The 18,596-nt window shown below is 70.9% G+C and carries 23 protein-coding genes; 13 read left to right on the forward strand and 10 right to left on the reverse strand.

Annotated elements, in window-relative coordinates; translation table 11 throughout:
- The 3 genes from pyk to ABDW35_RS13085 all read right to left on the reverse strand — a co-directional run.
- Window positions 1-954: pyruvate kinase (pyk, locus tag ABDW35_RS13075; protein WP_343714308.1), on the reverse strand; the 954-nt coding region annotated here is incomplete at its 3' end.
- Between the two features lie 188 nt (window positions 955-1,142).
- Window positions 1,143-1,532 carry an ACT domain-containing protein gene (locus ABDW35_RS13080; protein WP_343714309.1) on the reverse strand — a complete coding sequence of 130 codons (390 nt, stop codon included), beginning with the start codon at window positions 1,530-1,532 and terminating at the stop codon, window positions 1,143-1,145.
- A gap of 5 nt (window positions 1,533-1,537) precedes the next feature.
- Window positions 1,538-2,422 carry a DMT family transporter gene (locus ABDW35_RS13085; RefSeq protein WP_343714310.1) on the reverse strand — a complete coding sequence of 295 codons (885 nt, stop codon included), beginning with the start codon at window positions 2,420-2,422 and terminating at the stop codon, window positions 1,538-1,540.
- A gap of 156 nt (window positions 2,423-2,578) precedes the next feature.
- Between ABDW35_RS13085 and ABDW35_RS13090 the strand changes: the two genes are divergently transcribed.
- Window positions 2,579-3,508, forward strand: coding sequence for a DUF6454 family protein (locus ABDW35_RS13090; RefSeq protein ID WP_343714311.1), 930 nt, complete (start codon window positions 2,579-2,581; stop codon window positions 3,506-3,508).
- A gap of 100 nt (window positions 3,509-3,608) precedes the next feature.
- On the forward strand, window positions 3,609-4,502 hold the full coding sequence (locus ABDW35_RS13095) for an alpha/beta hydrolase (RefSeq protein ID WP_343714312.1): 894 nt from the start codon (window positions 3,609-3,611) through the stop codon (window positions 4,500-4,502).
- A 40-nt stretch (window positions 4,503-4,542) separates the two neighbouring features.
- Here ABDW35_RS13095 and ABDW35_RS13100 read toward each other — a convergent pair whose 3' ends face one another.
- Window positions 4,543-5,325, reverse strand: a complete 783-nt coding sequence (locus ABDW35_RS13100) for an SDR family oxidoreductase (RefSeq protein ID WP_343714313.1) — start codon at window positions 5,323-5,325, stop codon at window positions 4,543-4,545.
- Window positions 5,326-5,452: 127 nt separating this feature from the next.
- Here ABDW35_RS13100 and ABDW35_RS13105 point away from each other — a divergent pair, with 127 nt between their 5' ends.
- From ABDW35_RS13105 to ABDW35_RS13125, 5 genes are all read left to right on the forward strand, one after another.
- The gene (locus ABDW35_RS13105; protein ID WP_343714314.1) at window positions 5,453-6,241 is read left to right on the forward strand and encodes an N-formylglutamate amidohydrolase; all 789 of its coding nucleotides are present in this window, start codon (window positions 5,453-5,455) and stop codon (window positions 6,239-6,241) included.
- Complete coding sequence (locus tag ABDW35_RS13110) at window positions 6,238-7,395, forward strand: carboxylate-amine ligase (protein WP_343714315.1); 1,158 nt, start codon at window positions 6,238-6,240, stop codon at window positions 7,393-7,395. Before ABDW35_RS13105 ends, ABDW35_RS13110 begins: the two co-directional genes overlap by 4 nt.
- Window positions 7,396-7,419: 24 nt before the next feature.
- Window positions 7,420-7,722, forward strand: coding sequence for a DUF1244 domain-containing protein (locus ABDW35_RS13115; protein WP_343714316.1), 303 nt, complete (start codon window positions 7,420-7,422; stop codon window positions 7,720-7,722).
- Between the two features lie 310 nt (window positions 7,723-8,032).
- A complete protein-coding gene (locus ABDW35_RS13120; protein WP_034834984.1) occupies window positions 8,033-8,281 on the forward strand; it encodes a DUF2312 domain-containing protein in 249 nt (82 codons plus the stop codon).
- Window positions 8,282-8,312: 31 nt separating this feature from the next.
- Complete coding sequence (locus ABDW35_RS13125; RefSeq protein ID WP_343714317.1) at window positions 8,313-8,852, forward strand: GNAT family N-acetyltransferase; 540 nt, start codon at window positions 8,313-8,315, stop codon at window positions 8,850-8,852.
- Between the two features lie 27 nt (window positions 8,853-8,879).
- Here ABDW35_RS13125 and ABDW35_RS13130 read toward each other — a convergent pair whose 3' ends face one another.
- Both ABDW35_RS13130 and ABDW35_RS13135 read right to left on the reverse strand, forming a co-directional pair.
- Complete coding sequence (locus ABDW35_RS13130; protein ID WP_343714318.1) at window positions 8,880-10,223, reverse strand: HAMP domain-containing sensor histidine kinase; 1,344 nt, start codon at window positions 10,221-10,223, stop codon at window positions 8,880-8,882.
- The gene (locus ABDW35_RS13135) at window positions 10,223-10,897 is read right to left on the reverse strand and encodes a response regulator transcription factor (protein WP_343714319.1); all 675 of its coding nucleotides are present in this window, start codon (window positions 10,895-10,897) and stop codon (window positions 10,223-10,225) included. The genes ABDW35_RS13130 and ABDW35_RS13135 overlap by 1 nt, the downstream gene beginning before the upstream one ends.
- 122 nt (window positions 10,898-11,019) lie before the next feature.
- On the opposite strand from ABDW35_RS13135, the gene ABDW35_RS13140 reads away from it, so the two are divergent.
- Window positions 11,020-11,478, forward strand: a complete 459-nt coding sequence (locus ABDW35_RS13140; protein ID WP_343714320.1) for a hypothetical protein — start codon at window positions 11,020-11,022, stop codon at window positions 11,476-11,478.
- A 49-nt stretch (window positions 11,479-11,527) separates the two neighbouring features.
- Here ABDW35_RS13140 and ABDW35_RS13145 read toward each other — a convergent pair whose 3' ends face one another.
- Window positions 11,528-11,971, reverse strand: coding sequence for a hypothetical protein (locus tag ABDW35_RS13145; protein ID WP_343714321.1), 444 nt, complete (start codon window positions 11,969-11,971; stop codon window positions 11,528-11,530).
- A gap of 190 nt (window positions 11,972-12,161) precedes the next feature.
- On the opposite strand from ABDW35_RS13145, the gene ABDW35_RS13150 reads away from it, so the two are divergent.
- On the forward strand, window positions 12,162-13,559 hold the full coding sequence (locus tag ABDW35_RS13150) for an MFS transporter (RefSeq protein ID WP_343714322.1): 1,398 nt from the start codon (window positions 12,162-12,164) through the stop codon (window positions 13,557-13,559).
- A 213-nt stretch (window positions 13,560-13,772) separates the two neighbouring features.
- Window positions 13,773-14,408 (forward strand): LysE family translocator, encoded by a 636-nt coding sequence (locus ABDW35_RS13155; RefSeq protein WP_343714323.1) that lies wholly within the window; start codon window positions 13,773-13,775, stop codon window positions 14,406-14,408.
- A gap of 3 nt (window positions 14,409-14,411) precedes the next feature.
- Here ABDW35_RS13155 and ABDW35_RS13160 read toward each other — a convergent pair whose 3' ends face one another.
- Together ABDW35_RS13160 and ABDW35_RS13165 are read right to left on the reverse strand one after the other, a co-directional pair.
- Window positions 14,412-15,398 carry a tripartite tricarboxylate transporter substrate binding protein gene (locus ABDW35_RS13160; protein ID WP_343714324.1) on the reverse strand — a complete coding sequence of 329 codons (987 nt, stop codon included), beginning with the start codon at window positions 15,396-15,398 and terminating at the stop codon, window positions 14,412-14,414.
- A 101-nt stretch (window positions 15,399-15,499) separates the two neighbouring features.
- The gene (locus ABDW35_RS13165) at window positions 15,500-16,480 is read right to left on the reverse strand and encodes a lysozyme inhibitor LprI family protein (protein ID WP_343714325.1); all 981 of its coding nucleotides are present in this window, start codon (window positions 16,478-16,480) and stop codon (window positions 15,500-15,502) included.
- A 203-nt stretch (window positions 16,481-16,683) separates the two neighbouring features.
- Here ABDW35_RS13165 and ABDW35_RS13170 point away from each other — a divergent pair, with 203 nt between their 5' ends.
- From ABDW35_RS13170 to ABDW35_RS13180, 3 genes are all read left to right on the forward strand, one after another.
- Window positions 16,684-17,625, forward strand: a complete 942-nt coding sequence (locus ABDW35_RS13170; RefSeq protein WP_343714326.1) for a metFprotein — start codon at window positions 16,684-16,686, stop codon at window positions 17,623-17,625.
- Window positions 17,626-17,756: 131 nt separating this feature from the next.
- A complete protein-coding gene (locus ABDW35_RS13175) occupies window positions 17,757-17,954 on the forward strand; it encodes a type II toxin-antitoxin system VapB family antitoxin (RefSeq protein WP_343714327.1) in 198 nt (65 codons plus the stop codon).
- On the forward strand, window positions 17,951-18,322 hold the full coding sequence (locus tag ABDW35_RS13180; RefSeq protein WP_343714328.1) for a type II toxin-antitoxin system VapC family toxin: 372 nt from the start codon (window positions 17,951-17,953) through the stop codon (window positions 18,320-18,322). The genes ABDW35_RS13175 and ABDW35_RS13180 overlap by 4 nt, the downstream gene beginning before the upstream one ends.
- Before the next feature lie 20 nt (window positions 18,323-18,342).
- On the opposite strand, the gene ABDW35_RS13185 is transcribed toward ABDW35_RS13180, so the two are convergent.
- The coding region (locus ABDW35_RS13185; protein WP_343714329.1) for an AAA family ATPase at window positions 18,343-18,596 on the reverse strand (254 nt) is incomplete at its 5' end.

Here is an 18,596-nt window from a genome sequence, read left to right on the forward strand (position 1 = left end):
CTCGGTCGACAGCATCACCGCGTCGGCGCCGTCGAACACCGCGGTGGCGACGTCGGAGGCCTCGGCCCGGGTCGGGGTCGGGGCCATGATCATGCTTTCCAGCATCTGGGTCGCCACGATCACCGGCTTGCCGGCCTGGCGCGAGGCGCGGATGATCCGCTTCTGCAGCGACGGCACGTCCTCGGCCGGCATCTCGACGCCCAGGTCGCCGCGGGCGACCATCACCGCGTCGGTCAGCTCGACCAGCTCGTCCAGGTGCTGAATTGCCGCCGGCTTCTCCAGCTTCACGATCACCTGGGCGCGGCCTGCAATCAGCCTGCGCGCCTCGGCGATGTCCTCCGGCCGCTGCACGAAGGACAGGGCCACCCAATCGACATCGATGTCGAGGGCGAAGCGCAGGTCGTCGCGGTCCTTCTCGGTCAACGGCGACAGCGGCAGCACCGCGTTCGGCACGTTGACGCCCTTGCGGTCGGACAGGCGCGACCCGGCCTCGACCACCGTGTCGGCGAAGTCCGGGCCGCATTCGACGACCTTGAGGCGCACCTTGCCATCATCCAGCAGCAGGATCTGCTCGGGCTCCAGCGCGGCGAAGATCTCGGGGTGGGGCAGGGTCACGCCGGTGGCGTCGCCCGCGCGCTTCTGCAGCGTCAGGCGGAAGCTCTGCCCTTCGGTCAGCTTGACCGGGCCGTCGGCGAAGGTGCCCAGGCGCAGCTTCGGCCCTTGCAGGTCGGCCATCACCGCGATCGGGTGGTCGAACTCGCGCTCGACCTCGCGGATCAGGGCCAGCCGGGCGGCGTGGTCCTCCTGCTTGCCGTGGCTGAAGTTCAGCCGGAAGACGTCGACACCGGCCTCGAACAGCTTGCGGATCGCCTCGGCCGAGCTGGTGGCGGGCCCCAGCGTGGCGACGATCTTGGTCTGGCGCGTGCGGCGGAACGACGGGCGCTTCTTGGGCATGGCTGAACTCCCGGATGTCGTGCCGGTGCGCGAGGCCCAGCCCGGCACCGACGGGCCGGAAGAAATCACATCCGCGGCCCTTCGCCAACGTCGAATGTGCGCGGAGATTCGGATATTACGCGGACTTAATATTTCGCTGAGGCCCGGATCCGCGCGGAAATCCCCGCCTTCGGGGCCGGTGTTGCGGGTCAGACACGCACCGTGTTTTCCCGCTGCAGCACCGCGATGGCGGCGTCCAGGTCGCCCGCCCGGACCAGCAGATAGTCGGTGTCGAAGGTCGAGATCGCGAAGATGCTGATCCCGGCCTCGGCCAGCGGCGCCGCGAGTCGGGCCAGGATGCCGGTCAGGGCGAAGTCCAGCGGCCCCTCGACCTTGAGGCCGCGCCAGCCGCGCTCGGCCTGGGCGTCGGCGGGCACCCGCGCCTCGGGGCACACCACCGACAGCTCGTCGCCGGTGCGGCTGACGGTGACGAAGGGATCGGACCAGTCGACCCAGCCCGGCAGGGCCGCGCCGGCCGGCAGCCGGGCCACGGCCAGGATCTCCGGCAGCAGGCTGAGGGTCAGGCGGGTCCCGGTCATCGCGCTCAGGCCTTCCGCGCCAACAGGATGCCGGCCAGGACGAGGGCGCCGCCCAGCCCCTGCATCGGCCCCAGCGGCTCGGCCAGGACGATCCAGGCCAGGGCCGCCGCCGCGACCGGCTGGATCAGCAGGGTGAGGGAGGAGAAGGCCGGCGGCAGCCAGGCCAGGGCGTAGGTGATCAGGCTCTGCCCGGCGACCTGGGAGACCCAGGACAGGCCCAGCAGCACCGCCCAGCCGTAGAGGCTCGACGGCAGGAAGGTCGGTTCCATCAGCAGCGCCAGCGGCAGCGTCGCCGCGGCGGCGACGGCGCTGGTCCACAGCATGATGGTGGCGACGGAGAAGCGGTCGCGCAGCCGGCCGACGGCCAGGATGTAGCCGCCATAGAACACGGCGGCCAGCGCGGCCAGGGCATCGCCCGCCATGGCGCCGTCACCGAAGCCGCCGCCCTTCAGCACCACCACGCCGGCGATGGCCACGGCCAGGCCGGCCGCGAAGACCGGGCGGATCGCCGTGCCGAACAGCACGAAGGCGCCCAGCGTGACGAAGATCGGCGCCAGATTGGCCAGCAGCGTCGCGTTGGCGACCGAGGTGATGGCCAGCGCCCAGTGCCAGGCCACCAGGTCGGCGGCGATGAACAGGCCGGGCAGGGCCAGGGCGAGGCCATCCGCCAAGCTGGACGGCCGTGCCGCCTCGCCCCGCGCCCGCTCGGCCCGGTACCACAGCAGCAGGATCGGCAGGGCCAGGGCGGTGCGCCACACCGCCGTCGTCACCGGCCCGACCTCCGACAGCCGCACGAAGATCGGCGAGCTGCCGATCGCCAGCCCGCCCAGGATCAGGGCGGGCAGCGCCAAGCGCTGGGCGGAGGAGGCGGGCAGGGCGGCGTCGGTCATGATGTCCGGGAGCTTAGTCCGCCCGCACCTCGGCGGGCCATGGCGGGCCGCGCAGGGGAGACCGGCGCGCCGCGCGGGCCGGCCGGGCGATCGCGCTATCATCAAACCGTCACGGCGCGGCGGCAGGATGCGCGTGCCGAAATCGAGGGATTCGCCATGCATCGCTTCGCCGTCCCGGCCGCCGGGATCTTCCTGGCGGCCACCGTCACCGCCGCGGTCGCGGCCGATCCCGACGTGCTGGGCCGGCGGATCGAGGGGCTGTCGCGCTCGACCCCGTGGCGGCTGGTCGAGACCATCCCGGTGCCGTTCCAGACCTATCATCCACAGGGCTTCGCCCGCACCGGCGACGGGCTGGTCTTCTCTTCGGTCGAGATCACCGTGCCGACCAAGCGCTACAAGCAGCCGAAGGACGGCCTGGACCGCGATGCCGGCCAGGGCACCGGCCATCTGTTCAAGCTCGACGCCCAAGGCCGGCAGATCGGGCACATCACCCTCGGCGAGGGCTCGATCTACCATCCCGGCGGCATCGACTTCGACGGCCGCTGGCTGTGGGTGCCGGTGGCGGAGTACCGGCCGAACAGCCGGTCGATCCTGTACCGGGTCGACCCGCAGACGCTGGCGGCGGTGGAGGTCGGCCGCGTCGACGACCATATCGGCGGTCTGGTGCACGACACCGACCACAACACGCTGCATGGCGTCAGCTGGGGGTCGCGCCGCTCCTACACCTGGCACCTGGATGCCGAGGGCAAGGTCGACGCCGCCACCCCGCCGACGGTCACCCTGAATCCCGAGCACTATCTCGACTACCAGGACTGCGCCTATCTGCCGGTGGGCCGCGCCATCTGCACCGGCATCACCGAGTTCCGCCGCACGCCGGACGCGCCGGTCTTCGGTCTGGGCGGGATCGAGATCGTCGACCTCGCCGCCGGCCGGCCGGCCTTCCAGGTGCCGGTGCTGCTGTGGACCGAGGACGGCACCGCCATGACCCGCAACCCGGTGCTGGTCGAGGCGACGCAGGACGGCCTGCGCCTGACCGCGATGCCGGAGGACGGCACCTCCCGGATCTTCGTCTACGAGACTCCTTGAACTTTTTTTGGAGGGGATGTCGGCGCCGTGCGGGCGGCGGCGTCCTTGGGCCATCGCATCATGGCGGACCGCGACCCGCCAGCCAGGGATGGAGCCCGACATGCTGAAGACGATCCTGACCGGTGTACTTGCCGTCGCGGCACTGGCCGCCGCACCCGCCGCCACCCAGGCCCAGGACACCGCCATCCGCAGCGGCCATGCCGAGGCCGGCGGCATCAGCTACTATTACGAGGTCCGGGGCCAGGGCGAGCCGCTGCTGCTGCTGCATGGCGGGCTCGGCTCGATCGACATGTTCCGGCCGCTGCTGCCGACGCTGGCGGCGAAGCGCCAGGTCATCGCCGTCGACCTGCAGGGCCATGGCCGCACGCCGCTGGGCGACCGGCCGATCGACCTGGTGGCGATGGGCGCCGACATGGCGTCGGTGCTGCAGCAGCTCGGCGTCAAGCAGGCCGACGTGCTGGGCTATTCGATGGGCGGCGGCGTCGCCTTCCAGCTGGCGGTGCAGCATCCGGAGATGGTGCGCCGCCTGGCCCTGGTCTCGGCCGGCTACGCCCAGGACGGCTTCTATCCGGAGATGCTGCCGCAGCAGGCGGCGGTCGGCGCCGGCATGGCCGAGATGATGAAGAACACGCCGATGTACACGTCGTACGTCGCCGTGGCGCCGAAGCCGGAGGATTTCCCGCGGCTGCTCGACGCGATGGGTGCGCTGATGCGCAAGCCCTATGACTGGTCGGCCGACGTCCCGAAGCTGACCATGCCGGTGATGCTGGTCTTCGGCGACAGCGACATGTACCGGCCGGAGCACGAGGTGAAGTTCTACCAGCTGCTGGGCGGCGGGCTGCGCGACGCTGGCTGGCAGCGCGAGCACATGTCGAAGAACCGCTTGGCCATCATCCCCGGCGTGACCCATTACGACATCTTCCTGTCGCCGCAGCTGCCGGCGACGGTGATGCCCTTCCTGAACGGCGAGAGCAGCAGCACCGACTGGAAGTGACAGGGGAGGGAGGCCGTCCGGCGGATGGCCTCCCGACGCCTCACGGCATGTACTGGCCGCCGTTGATCTCGATCATCTGGCCGGTGACGTAGCCGCCGGCCGCCTCGGAGGCGAGATAAAGGAAGGCGGCGGCGCATTCCTCGGAGGTGCCGAGGCGGTTCATCGGGATCGTCGCCTGCATCGCCGCCAGCTGCTCCGGCGTCGAGAAGCGCTCATGAAACGGGGTGGTGATGACGCCGGGCGAGATCGCATTGACCCGGATGCCGTCCTTCGCCAGCTCCTTGGCCCAGCCGCGGGTGGCGACGGCGACGAAGCCCTTCGCCGCCGCGTAGATCACCGAGCCGGGGCCGCCACCGTGCCGCGCCGCGATCGAGCTGAGATTGATGATCGACCCGCTGCCGCCCTGGCGGCGCATCTGCGCCGTGCCCTCGCGCATGAAGCGGACGACGTGGCGGACATTGACGTCCAGCACCGCGTCGACGAATTCGTCGGTGTACTCCGCGACCGGGGTGCGCTTGACCAGCGCGCCGGCGTTGTTGACCAGCACGTCCAGCCGGCCGAAGGCGGCGACGGTCTGCTCGATCAACTGCTGTGCGGTCTCGGGCTTGGTGACATCGCCCGGGGCCAGGATCGCCTCGCCGCCGGCCGCCTTGATGTCGGCGACCACCGCTTCGGCCGCCTCGCGGCTGGAATTGTAGTTGACCGCCACTTTGGCCTTGTTCTGGCCGAAGGCGCGGGCGGCGGCGGCGCCGATGCCGGTGCTGGCGCCGGTGATCAGAACGGCCTTGCCGGCGAGATCCGGGAAGACGGGCAGGGTGGTCATGATGTCACCTCGGGTGGCGTGACGGGTTGGTCAACTCAGTCATATCATGTCTGACAATTCTGGCGAGCGCACCCTGGCGTTGCGTCGCGCCTCCACAGCCTCGCGGCGCCCTGCTACCGTGCCCGCGATGATGCTCCTCGGACCCGACGACCCGCCGCCCTTCGAGCTGGTGAACCCCGACGGCAAGGCCTGCGCCCTGCTGGTCGCCGACCATGCCGGCCGCGCCTTCCCGAAAGCCCTCGGCACGCTCGGCGTCGACCCGGGGGTGCTGGACCGCCATGTCGCCTACGACATCGGCATCGACGCCTTCTCCCGCCGCCTGGCCCAACGGCTGGACGCGACGCTGCTGCTGCACCGCTATTCGCGGCTGATCCTCGACCCCAACCGGCAGCTCGACGACCCGACCTCGATCTGCGCCATCAGCGACGGCGCGATCGTGCCCGGCAATGCGAAGCTGACCGCCGAGGAGGAGGCGGCGCGGGCCGCCGCCTTCTTCCACCCCTATCACGACGCCATCGCCGGCCAGCTGGACCGGATCGCGGCGCGCTGCCCGGCCCCGGCGCTGCTGTCGCTGCACAGCTTCACGCCAGTGATGCGCGGCTTTGCCCGGCCCTGGCAGGTCGGGGTGCTGTGGCGCGACGACGGCCGCATCCCGCTGCCGCTGATGGAGGCGCTGCGCCGCGACCCGGAGATCACGGTCGGCGACAACCAGCCCTATTCCGGCCGCAACGAGCATGGCTACACCATCCACCACCACGCCGAGCCGCGTGGCCTGCCGCATGTGCTGATCGAGATGCGGCAGGACCTGATCGCCGCCGATGCGGCCGCCGAGGCCTGGGCCGATCGGATGGCCGAGATCTTCGCCCCGATCCTGGCCGACCCGGCCCTGTACCAGCCGCTGCAGGCCGTGGCATGACCGAACCGGCGCTGACCCTCGGCATCGAGGAGGAATACCTGCTGGTCGACCCGGCCAGCCGCGACCTGGTGCCGGACCCGCCTTCGGAGCTGGTCGAGGCGCTGGAGAACCGGCATGAGGGCGCGGTGGCCCGCGAGTTCTTCCGCTGCCAGGTCGAGGTCGGCACCCCGGTCTGCCGCAGCATCGCCGAGGCGCGAACCGAGCTGACGCGGCTGCGCCGGTCGGTGGTGGAGGAGGCGGAGCGGCACGGCCTGGCGCTGATCGCCGCCTCGACCCACCCCTTCGGCACCTGGCGGCCGCAGAAGCACACCGACCGCAGCCGCTACGACCAGCTGGCGCGCGACCTCGGCGTGCCGGTGCGGCGCCTGCTGATCTGCGGCACCCATGTCCATGCCGGGATCGAGGATCCGAATCTGCGCATCGACCTGATGCGGCAGGTCCGCTACTTCCTGCCCCACCTGCTGTCGTTGACCACCTCCTCGCCGTTCTGGCAGGGCACCGACACCAAGCTGAAATCCTACCGCCTGGCCGTGTTCTCCGAGCTGCCGCGCACCGGCATGCCGGAGGAGTTCCAGAGCTACGGCGAATACGAGGCGACGCTGGCGGCGCTGGTCCAGGCCGGGGTGATCGAGGACGGCAGCAAGATCTGGTGGGACATCCGCCCCTCCGCCCGCTTCCCGACGCTGGAGATGCGCGTCACCGATGTCTGCACCCGGGTCGAGGACGGGCTGACCGTCGCCGCCCTCTACCAGTGCCTGCTGCGCATGCTGTGGCGCCTGCGCGCCCAGAACATCGCCTGGCGCCGCTACCGCAGCGTGCTGATCGAGGAGAATCGCTGGCGTGCCATGCGCTACGGCTTCGAGGAAGGGCTGATCGACTGGGGCAAGGGCAAGCTGGTGCCCTATGCCGAGCTGCTGGAGGAGGTGCTGTCGATGGTGGCGGAGGACGCCGCCGCGCTGGGCTGCGAGGCCGAGATCGCGAATGCCCGCACCATCCTCGCCCGCGGCACCTCGGCCCATCGCCAGCTCGCCGCCTATTACGAGGCCCTGGCCGGCGGCGCCGACGAGGCCGAGGCGCTGCGCCGCGTGGTCGACCGTCTGATCCTGGAGACCAAGGAGGGGCTGCAGCCCGCCTCCGCCAGCCCCACATCCTGAGTTCCGGAACCCGTGGACATCGTCATGACCGAGATCGACGCCAAGACCCGCACCGAGCTGGAGGCCGCGGCCTTCCGCACCCTGGTCGAGCATCTGCGCCAGCGCACCGACGTGCAGAACATCGACCTGATGAACCTGGCCGGTTTTTGCCGCAACTGCCTGTCGCGCTGGTACCGCGAGGCGGCGGAGCAGCGCGGCATCCCGCTGCCGGACGCCCAGGCGCGCGAGATCGTCTATGGCGAGCCCTATGAGAGCTGGAAGGCCAAGCACCAGAAGGAGGCCTCGACCGGCCAGCAGAAGGCGTTCGACGCTTCGCATAAGCACTGATCGCGGCTCTTCGTTGCCTCTCCCGCTTGCGGGAGAGGTCGGAGACGCGAAGCGGCTCCGGGTGAGGGGATTTTGTCGAGGCCTGGACCAGCCCTCACCCGCCAGCGCTACGTGCTGTCGACCTCTCCCGCGTCCGGCGGGAGAGGCAATACGAAACAATTCGTCCATGGCCGAATCGGGACCGTTGGGCGTGCCCGCCGCCGCCCGGACTCCCGCCGTGGCGCTGGGCCGGGACAGTCCGCTTGCCGGGCCGGCCCGGCCGCTTTATGGTCCCGCGCCCTGAAAGCCAATTCCCTGTTGAGGACCTGCCATGTCGGATGTCGGTGGTATCGCCGCGGATCGCCTGAAGTCGTTCATCGAGCGCATCGAGCGCCTCGAGGAGGAGAAGGCCGGGATCGCGGGCGACATCAAGGATGTCTATGCCGAGGCCAAGGGCACCGGCTTCGACGCCAAGATCATCCGCCAGATCATCCGCCTGCGGAAGATGGAGCAGGACGACCGCCGCGAGCAGGAAGAGCTGCTGGACCTCTACAAGCAGGCCCTCGGCATGCTGGAATAGGATCGGTCTCCGGCCGGGCGGAGCGACGATCATGCGACTGGAGACCCCCCGGCTGATCCTGCGCCCCTGGGAGGGCCGCGACCGCGCCGGCTTCGCCGCGGTCAACGCCGATCCAGAGGTCCGCCGCTACTACTATCCGAGCGTGCTGACGCCGGCCGAGACCGGCGCCGTGATCGATGAGGCGATGGCTGCGCTGGCCGAGGACGGCTTCGGCTTCGTCGCGGTCGAGCGCAAGGAGGATGGTGCGCTGGTCGGCGGCGCCGGGCTGTCGCGCCCGGGCCCCGAGGTGCCGGGCGGCCATCCGGCCGAGATCGGCTGGATCCTCGGCCGCGCCTTCTGGCGCCAGGGCTACGCCACCGAGATCGGCCGGGCCTGCCTCGATGCCGCCTGGGCGCGGTTCGGCCTGCCGGCGGTGATCGGCTACACCTCGGCCATCAACACCCCGTCGCGCCGCGCCATGGAGCGGCTGGGCCTGGCTTATGTCACCGGCGCCGATTTCGACGACGTCACCGTCCCGCCGGGCGATCCGCTGCGCCCGCATGTGCTGTACCGGATCGCCCGGCCGGGGTGAGGGGCTAACGCCCGACGGCGGGCAATCTCATCCGGAGCCAAGCCGCAGGCGGAAGGTCGCGCCACCGCCCGGCGTCTCCTCGATCGTGACCGACCCGCCATGGACAGCCGCGGCCTCCTGCACGATCGTCAGGCCCAGGCCGGCGCCAGGATAAGTCTCGTCCCGGCGCCAGAAGGGCTCGAACACCAGCCCGCGCTGGGCCGGCGGGATCCCCGGGCCGTGGTCGATGACCAGGATGTCCGCCGGGGCCCGGACCACGACCTCCACCGTCCCCTCGGCCGGCTCCATGCGCATCGCGTTCTGCACCAGGTTGCTCACGGCGCTCTCGATCGCGCGGGCGCTGCCGGTGACGGGCAGATGGTCGACCTCCGGCACCAAAGCGAGGTCGCGGCCGATCGAGATGGCGAGCGGGGCGCATTCGGCGACGACGTTCCGCGCCAGCGCGACCAGGTCGACATCCTCGTCGAGCTGGATGTCGCGGCGCTCCAGCCGGGCCACGAACAGCAGCTGGTCGACCATGGTGCGGATGCGAACGATGTCGCCGCGCATGCCCTCCGCTTCCTCCGGGTTCTGCAGGCTGTCGATGCGGGCCGTCAGGATTGCCAGCGGGGTGCGCATCTCATGCGCCGCCATGGCGGCGAAGCGCTGCTGCTGGCTGACGCCCGCATCCAGCCGGTCGAGCGCCGCGTTGATCGACCGGACCAGCGGCCGCAGCTCCGCTGGCACGCCGCCATGGTCGGGAAGGCGGAAATCCCGGTTGCGCAGGTCGACATGGGCCGCCGCCTGCGTTGCGGCCCGCAGCGGGCGCAGCGTCCGCCAGACGACCAGCGGCACGACCAGCACGGCGCCGAGCAGGACGAACCCGATGATGCGCATCAGATGGTCGGCCAGGAAGGTGCGGATGGCCGGCAGGTCGGCCGTCTTGACGAGATTGTCGGCGCCGATGGCGACGATGGTGCCGTAGGGCGTCTCGAACTCGGTCGCGACGATGGTCAGCCCCGCCAACGGGCCCTCCCGGACGAACGCCGATCCGCCGGCGAGTTCCGGGGACCGCAGGCTGCGCATCGCCGCCACGATCTCGGGCGCGGAGCCTTCCAGCATCATCCCGTCCTTCATCGCCGCGGTCTTGACCCGCGGCCCATCCTGGCGGAACTGGCGAAGCGTGGAGGTGTCCGCGATCGCCAGCGAGCCGTCGGGCTGCCGGACCAGCGTGTCGGCGACACGGGCCTTGAGGGTCTCGTGCAGGAAGAAATACTCGTCGCCGGGTCCGTTCCAGAGGGCCAGCGAGGCCGCCAGGGCCAGCGCCGACAGGATGGACTGGATCACGACCAGCCAGGCGATCAGGCGCCACGCCAGCGACGTCTTCAGCATCAGACCGGCCTGAGCATGTAGCCGACGTTCCGGACCGGATGGATCTCAGCGCCCGATTCCAGCTCGGCGAGCCGGCGGCGCAGCCGGGAGACATGGCCGTCCAGCGACTTCGGCAGGACATCGTCCTCCATGCCGTAGACGGCGTCGAGCAGGGCGCCGCGCTGCACCACCCGGCCGGTCCGGCGGATCAGCGCCTCCAGCACCAGCAGCTCCCGCCGGTTGAGGGCCACCGGGTGGTCGCCGATCATGACCTCGCGCCGGTCGGGGTCGAAGCGCACGCGGCCGCAGACCAGGGGCAGGGCCGGCTCGGCGCCGGGCCGCCGCAGGGCGGCACGGATCCGGGCCAGCAGCTCCTCGGCGAAGAACGGCTTGGTCAGGTAATCGTCTGCCCCGGCATCGAGGCCGCGAACCTTGTCGTCCAGCCGGTCCAGCGCCGTCAGCACGATCACCGGCGTGCCGGGCTGCAGGCGCCGCACCGCGGGCAGCAGCGACAGGCCCTCGGCGCCCCGCAGGCGGCGGTCGAGCAGGACCAGCCCGTACCGCGCCGCGGCCAGGGCCAGCTCCGCCTCGGAATGGGACGCCGCGTGGTCGACCAGGAAGCCGCTCTTGGCCAGGCCGCCGGAGACCAGCCTCGCCATGTCCGGCTCGTCCTCGACCAGCAGGATCCGTGTCATGGCACTCCCCTGTCGCCGGACGGGCGCGAGACGCCGGGGCCGACACCTTCCCACAACCTAGATCGGCTAGCAGTCGTCCCCGCAAGAGAAAGTTCTCGTATCAGAGCGTGGGGGAAAGAAAGATGTCCGTTCGCACCACTGTCCGCTCCCTGCCGGGGCGAACCGCCGGCTGGGCCGCCCTGGCGTTGGCCCTGTCCGCCTGCATGGGGTCCGGCGGCAGCGGCCCGCAGATCGATGCCGCCAAGTCCTTCGCCGGTGGTCGCAACTACGCCAACGACCTCAAGATCTGCCAGGACAAGGCGTCGTCTTCCGGCGAGACCCGGGAAAGCGCGGCGGCGAAGGTCGGCATCGGCACGGCGCTGGGGGTGGGGCTGGGCCTCGCCATGGGCGGCGACATCGGGACGACCGCCCTGACCACCGGCGTCGGCGCCGTGGGCGGCGCCTCCTCCGCCGGGCTGCTGGGGGAGAGCACGACCGACCGCAGCGCCATCGCGCTCAAGAGCCGGGACGACATCGTCCGCATGTGCCTGCGGGCGCGCGGATACAAGCTGATCGAGACGCCGGCGAAGACCGCCTCCTGAACCGGCAGGGGCTTGGAACGGCCTGTCGATGCGGCGGGCCGTTTTCATGTCAGGACGACAGCGACCGCAGGAAGCCGGAGCACATATTGCCGACCAGGTCGAAGTCGACGATCGTGTTGGTCTCGTCCGTCGTGTAGGACAGTTCGCAGGCCAGCTCGTTGTACCGGGTCTCGTTGTAGCCGACGGGGCGGTACTGGTCCTGGATGATCGGCGTCTGTGAGCCGCCGACATTGGTCTGCATGCCGACAATCTGCTGGCCCGCATATTCCGAGCCGGTCTGGACGAAGGCCTCATAGGCCTGCAGCTCCTGCCCCGACCAGTGGTGCACCGTGTAGAATCCCTCCTTCGAGGTCGATGCCGGCGGGCCGAACCTGGCATAGGCCACGCTGATGTTCTGGCCGACCAGCTTGTCGACGCCGCTGAAATTGGCGCAGCCGGCCACGAGCAGCGACACCCCTGCGGCCATCGCGATCGTCTTCAGGGTCAGGGGCATGGATATCCTCATCGGTTCGACGTGGGCCGCGATCCGTTCTCCGGCGGCGGCGGGACCGAGGCGACTGCTAGCCGATCCAGGTTGCGGGAAGGTGCCGTCGGCGGCTTTTCGCGTCGCTGGCCGGCTGCGGCGGTTGCTTTTCGGCGCGACCGGATATAACAAGAAGAAACTTGCAAAAAGAGAGCGGGCCATGGAGGAGACGATCGACGGCCGGTGGGGCGAGCTGCTGACCCGGCGCTACGCCGCGGGCGTCGCCACGCTGTGCCTGGGCGTGGCGCTCTATGCGCTCAACACCTTCCTGGTCTCTACCTCCCTGCCCACGGCGGTGACCGAACTCGGCGGCGTCGGGCTGATCAGCTGGGCCTTCACCGTCTATCTCGTCGCCGCCATCGTCGGCGGCGCCGCCGCGGCGATGCTGAAGCAGCGCCTGGGCACCCGCCCGGCGCTGCTGCTGGCGGCGCTGGCCTTCCTCGCCGGCACGCTGGTCTGCGGCTTCGCCCCGTCGATGCCGGTGGTGCTGGCCGGCCGGCTGCTCCAGGGCGCGGGGGAGGGGGTGGTGGCCGCCGTCTGCTACGCGCTGATCCCGGAGATGTTCCCGTCGCGGCTGATGCCCAAGGTGTTCGGGGCGGAGGCGATCGTCTGGGCCGCTGCCGCCTTCGGCGGGCCGCTGCTGTCCGGCGTGCTGACCGAGCATGTGTCCTGGCGCGCCGCCTTCCTGGTCAATGTGCCGCTGATCGCGATCTTCATCGCCCTGGTCGGGCTGGTGGTGCCGGCCGGGGACGACCGGCGCGGCGGCGGCACGGTGCCGGTGCTGCGCCTCTCCGGCTGCGCCGCCGGCATCATGCTGATCTCGGTCGCCGGCATCGTGCCGCGCAGCTGGCAGGCGGCGGCCCTCGTCGCGGCGGCGCTGCTGGTGCTGGCCACGGTGGTGCTGGCCGACCGGCGCAGCCGCGACCGGCTGTTCCCGTCCGACGCCTTCACCTTCGGCTCCACCGTCGGCGCCGGCCTGTGGGTGGTGCTGCTGATGCCGGTGGCCCAGGCCGCGACCACCGTCTATCTCAACATCACCATCCAGCATCTCTGGGGCTACGGCCCGACCATGGCCGGCTATATCAGCGCCCTGATGGCGCTGTCCTGGAGCGGCTCTGCCGTGCTGGTCTCCGGCATCGCGAGGGCGGAGGCGCAGCGCCGGCTGATCCGCCTCGGGCCGGCCCTGCTGGCCCTCGGCCTGCTCGGGGTAATGGCGGCGCTGGTCACCGGCCAGCCCTGGCTGCTGATGCTGTGCCAGGTGCTGATCGGCGCCGGCTTCGGCATCTCCTGGGCCTTCCTCAGCCAGGCGGTGATGGAGGCGGCGCGGCCCGGCGAGCGCGACTCCGCCTCGGCCCTGCTGCCGACGCTGCAATCCGGCGGCTACGCCATCGGCGCGGCGCTGTCCGGGCTGGTCGCCAACGAGGCCGGCATGGCCGCGGCGCTGGCCCCGGCCGCGATCATCCACGCCGCCACCTGGGTCTTCGGCATCGCGGCGCTGCTGGGGATGTTGGGGTTCCTCGCCAGCTTCGGGGTACGGCCGGGCGGGCGTCCGGCCTGAAACCCGCCCCGACGGCCGTCCGGCACCGTATGGCCGTCCCCAGCACCGTCATTGCGAGCGCAGCGAAGCAATCCATGGTGCCGCTTATGCGGGCCGATGGATTGCTTCGTCGGCTTCGCCTCCTCGCAATGACGGTGAGAGGAGCGGCTGACTCGACACTGGGCCGGCCGCGCCGCTACCGTCGATCAATCGGCGAAAGGCGGGAGGACAGTGATGCTGGCGAGTTCGATCCTGGCGTTTCTCGGCGTGTCGGCGCTGGTCATCGTCACGCCCGGCCCCGACACCGCGGTGACCGTGCGCAACACCCTGTTCGGCGGCCGGGCCGGCGGCGTCTTCACCGCCCTCGGCGTCTCGGTCGGGCAGGCGGTCTGGGCCTTCGCCACCAGCCTCGGCATCGTCGCGCTGCTGGTGGCGTCCGAACCGCTGTTCCTGGCGGTGAAATATGCCGGCGCGGCCTATCTCGTCTGGCTCGGCCTGCACGCGCTGCGCGCCGCCTGGCGGCTGGGCGAGGGCGGGGACGCCACCGCCGCTCGGCCGGCGCGGCGCCTGGGCCGCGGAGCGGCGTTCCGCCAGGGGCTGGTCAGCGACCTCGGCAATCCGAAGATGGCGGTGTTCTTCGCCAGCCTGCTGCCGCAATTCGTGCCGGCGGGCCAGCCGGCCTTCACCGCCTTCCTGGCCCTCGGCCTCGTCTTCAGCCTGATGACCTTCCTCTGGCTCGCCGCCTATGCCGTTGCGGTGGCCAGGGCCGGCGACGTGCTGCGCCGGCCGCGCATCCGCCGCGCCATCGAGGGCGTCACCGGCGTCCTGCTGATCGCGCTGGGGCTGCGCATCGCGGCGGAGCAGCGCTGACGGCTACTGCGCCGTGGCGCCGGAGGCCTCGACGATCGGCTTGTACCGGGCCTTCTCGCTCTTGATATAGGCGGCGAACTCGGCGGCGGTGCTGCCGATCGGTTTCGCGCCCAAAGGCTCGACCCGCGCCCGGATCTCGGGCAGGCGCATGATCCGCTGCGCCTCGGCGCTGAGCTTCTCGACGATGGCGGGCGGCGTCCCGGCCGGCGCCAGAAGCCCCTGCCAGGAGGTGATGTCGAAGCCGGGGATGAACTCCGCCATCGCCGGCACGTCCGGCAGGATCGCCGTGCGCTCCAGCCCGGTGACGGCCAGCGGCCGCACGGTGCCGGCGCGCGCCTGTTCCATCGCCGTCGGGATGTTGTCGAAGATCATGTCGACATGGCCGGCGACGACGTCGCCCAGCGCCTGGGCGCTGCCCTTGTAGGGCACATGGGTCATGTGCGAGCCGACATGGATCTCGAAGGCCGCGGCGGCGAGGTGGATCGAGGTGCCGAAGCCGGAGGAGGCATAGCTATGCCCGTCCGGCTCGGCCTGCAGCAGTGCGATCAGTTCGGGTATCGATTTCGCCGGGAAGGACGGGTTGACCACCAGCAGGTTCGGCAGCGTCGCGGCCAGCGAGACCGGCGCGAAATCGGCCTCGGCGTCATAGCCGAGATCCTTGAACACCCACGGGTTGATCGCATGGGTGCCGACCGTGCCCATGCCCAGCGTGTAGCCGTCCGGCTCGGCCCGGGCCAGCGCCTCGGTGCCGATGCCGCCGCCGGCGCCGGGCTTGTTCTCGACCACGAAGGGCTGGCCGAAGGTCTTGCTCATCTCATCGGCCAAGAGGCGGCCGAACAGGTCGGTGTTGCCGCCGGGCGCGAAGGGCACGATCAGGGTGACCGGCCGGGTCGGCCAGGCCGCCGGGTCCTCGGCGGAGGCTTGGCCAACGGGAAGCAGCAGGGCGGTCAGGAGCGCGGCCAGGCAGGCGCGCGGCGCTGTCTTCGACATGGGGTCCCCCTTCGGTGCCGGCGGACCTCGTGCGCGGATCCGCTTCCGCCGCCCACTATGCCAAAGGACTGGCGTCCTGGCATCCGCGGTGGGGCCGGGGCTCAGCCTTTCGGCAGCGGCGCCCCCGGCTTCGCCGCTCGGCGGATCTCGGCCCAGGGCAGGGCGCAGTCATAGGGCCCCTCGGCATAGGCGCCGATGGCGTAGGCGTCATAGTGGATGGCGACGCTGTCGCCGCGGAACTGCCAGGCCTCGATCGAGCGGATGCCGTCCGCCACCGCCTGCTCGGTCAGGTCGCCATCGACCATGTCGGGCGTGGCGCCGCGCTTCAGCTTCTCCTGCCGCAGCAGGGCGCGGCAGCGGCTCGTCAGGGCGGCGATGCCCTTGCCGTCGACCAGGTCGTCGACCTTGAGCGCCCGGCCCAGCGCCGGGCTGTAATTGGCGGCCGCCTGCACGCCCTGGCCATGCGCGCCGCCGTGATCGACGTAGATGTCGAACACCACCGACACCAGCTCGCCGCTGTCATAGGTGATCGCGTAGCCTGCGTCGTAGGTGTAGCGCGGATCGTTGTCGACCGGCTGGTCGGCGGCCTTCGCCGTCGCCTGCAGCAATTCGTCCAGCCCGGGCGCGGCGGCGGCTCCGTCGGCGAGCTGCGGCACGGCGATCGACACCTCGATCTTCCACTTCGGATCGATCCGCTCGCTGAAGCTCGGGCGGAAGCGCAGGGCGCCCGGGCCCTCATGCTCCGCCAGGCCGGCCAGCAGGCGGCCCCGGGCCTGGGTCTCGCGGGCCAGGCAGGCGCGGTCGAAGGTCGGGTCAGGCTTGCTCCAGTCGCGGCACACGCTCTCGCGCCGCTGCAGCCAGGCGCGCTGGTTGCGCAGCAGCACCGGGGCGTCGGCCTTGCCGGTCTCGCCCTGCAGCACGGCATAGACGGCGCTCATGGAGTCGTCGGCCTGGGCCGCGGCGGTGTCGGCACAGATCGCCTTCTCCAGTGGCGTCCGCGCCTTGGCGCAGTCGAAGGCCAAGGCGGGCGAGGCGGCGCCGGCCAGCAGCACAGCGGAGATGAGCAGCAGCGGGGCGCGCATCCGGTCCTCCATCGTCGCCGGCCCAGGTCGCAGCCGAGCGTGTCGGACATGGGGATACCATGACCGCCGCAGCTTGTCGCAATCGCGCCGCGGTGTCGCCTTCCGGATAGTTCCGGTCGTGCGCAATGCAGCGCAAAGGCCTCCGCATCACCATCTTGTCACCCAAGCGCCGGTGATGGCGCCGTGCTCACGGAGGACGGTGGATGCTGGGGTTCAATCGGTCGACCAAGGTTGTCTCGCTGCCGACGCCGAAGACGGCGGTGGTCGACCTGTTCCGCGACCTCTCGATCGAGACCGCGCCCGCCATCGCCGCCAAGACCGCCAGCTTCAGCGCGCATCTGCCGGCCGGCACCCGCGTCTACATCACCATGCTGCCGGGCGCCGATCTCGGCGAGATCGTGCAGACCGCGGCGCGGCTGCGCGGCGAGGGGCTGGTGCCGGTGCCGCACATCGCCGCCCGCAGCCTGGAGAGCCGGGCCCAGCTCGACGACTATCTCCGCCGCCTCGCCGGCGAGGCCGGGGTCGACCAGGTGCTGGTGATCGGCGGCGGCGTGTCGTCGCCCGTCGGCCCGTTCGACCGGTCGATGCAGGTGCTGGAGACCGGGCTGCTGCAGCAGCACGGCGTCCGGACCATCGGCGTCGCCGGCCATCCGGAAGGCAGCAAGGACATCCCGGCCGCGGAGGTTGCCCGCGCCGTCGCCGAGAAGAACGCCTATGCCAAGGCGACCGGCACCGACCTCTACATCGCCACGCAGTTCTGCTTCGACGCCGAGGCGATCATCGCCTGGGACCGCGATCTGCGCCGCGCCGGCAACGAGCTGCCGATCCATCTCGGCCTGGCCGGCCCGGCCAAGCTGAAGAGCCTGATCCACTATGCCGCGATGTGCGGCGTCGGCCCGTCGATGCGGTTCCTGACCCGGCAGGCGATGAACATCGCCAAGCTGGCTTCGGTGTCGGTGCCCGACAAGCTGCTGACCGAGCTGGCCGACTACCGCGCCAAGGAGCCGGGCTGCGGCCTGGCCCAGCTGCACCTGTTCGCCTTCGGCGGGCTCGAGCGCTCGGCCCGCTGGGTCAAGGCGATGCAGGAAGGGCGCTTCACCCTCGACGGCCGCGGCGGCTTCGCCATGGACGAGGCGCTGGACTGAGGCTTTCAACAGTCGGATCAACGGGCGCCCTTGGGGCGCCCGTTCTGTTTGGGGCGGTGACACACTCCGGAAGGCATTGATCCGGGCATCAAAGATGCCTAATTTCATGCCTTGCGGTTTTGGAGGTCCCCATGCGCACGACCCTGGCTCTCGACGATGATCTGCTCGCCAAGGCGCAGGCCCTCACCGGGCTGCAGGAGAGATCCGCCCTGATACGGGAAGCGCTGAAAGCGCTCATTGCCCGGGAGAGCGCGCGGCGGTTGGCGGCTCTCGGCGGAAGCGAGCCCGATCTGGAGTCCCTGCCGCGGCGGCGTACGGAGCCCGCGTGATCCTGGTCGACACCTCGGTCTGGGTCGACCATCTGCGATCGGCCGACGGCGTCCTGGCCCATCTGCTCAATGCCGGCCAGGTCGTGATGCACCCCTTCATCGTCGGCGAGCTGGCTCTGGGGAGCCTGCACCGGCGAGACCTGATCCTGCAGACCCTGCAGGATCTGCAGCAGGTCGATGTCGCCACGCAGCAGGAGGTGCTGCATTTCATCGCCCGGCACGGCCTGTTCGGTCGCGGCATCGGCTATGTCGACGCGCACCTTCTGGCCAGCATCCGGTTGACGGCCGGGGTTTCCCTCTGGACGCGCGACAAGCGCCTTCTGGCCGTGGCCGAGCCGTTGGGCCTGGCGGCGAAACCGGTCCAGTAGAGGCGAGTATCGCCGCGGTTTCAGGCGGCGGCCACAGCCTCGGACACGATCTCGCCCAGCGGCGGGACGGCGTGCGACAGCTCCTCGATCACCGCGCGGGTGACCTTCGGCAGCTCGGGGATCTCCAGGATCACCGGCACGCCGCCATGCTTCTCGATCGCGGCGCGGTTGCCGGCGTTCAGCGGGCCGTTCATCACCACGCCCGCGATCGGGATCTTGCGGCTGCGCAGCGCCTCGATGGTCAGCAGCGTGTGGTTGATCGTGCCGCGGGCGC

The organism is Inquilinus sp. (assembly GCF_039594555.1).
Taxonomy (GTDB): Bacteria; Pseudomonadota; Alphaproteobacteria; order DSM-16000; family Inquilinaceae; genus Inquilinus.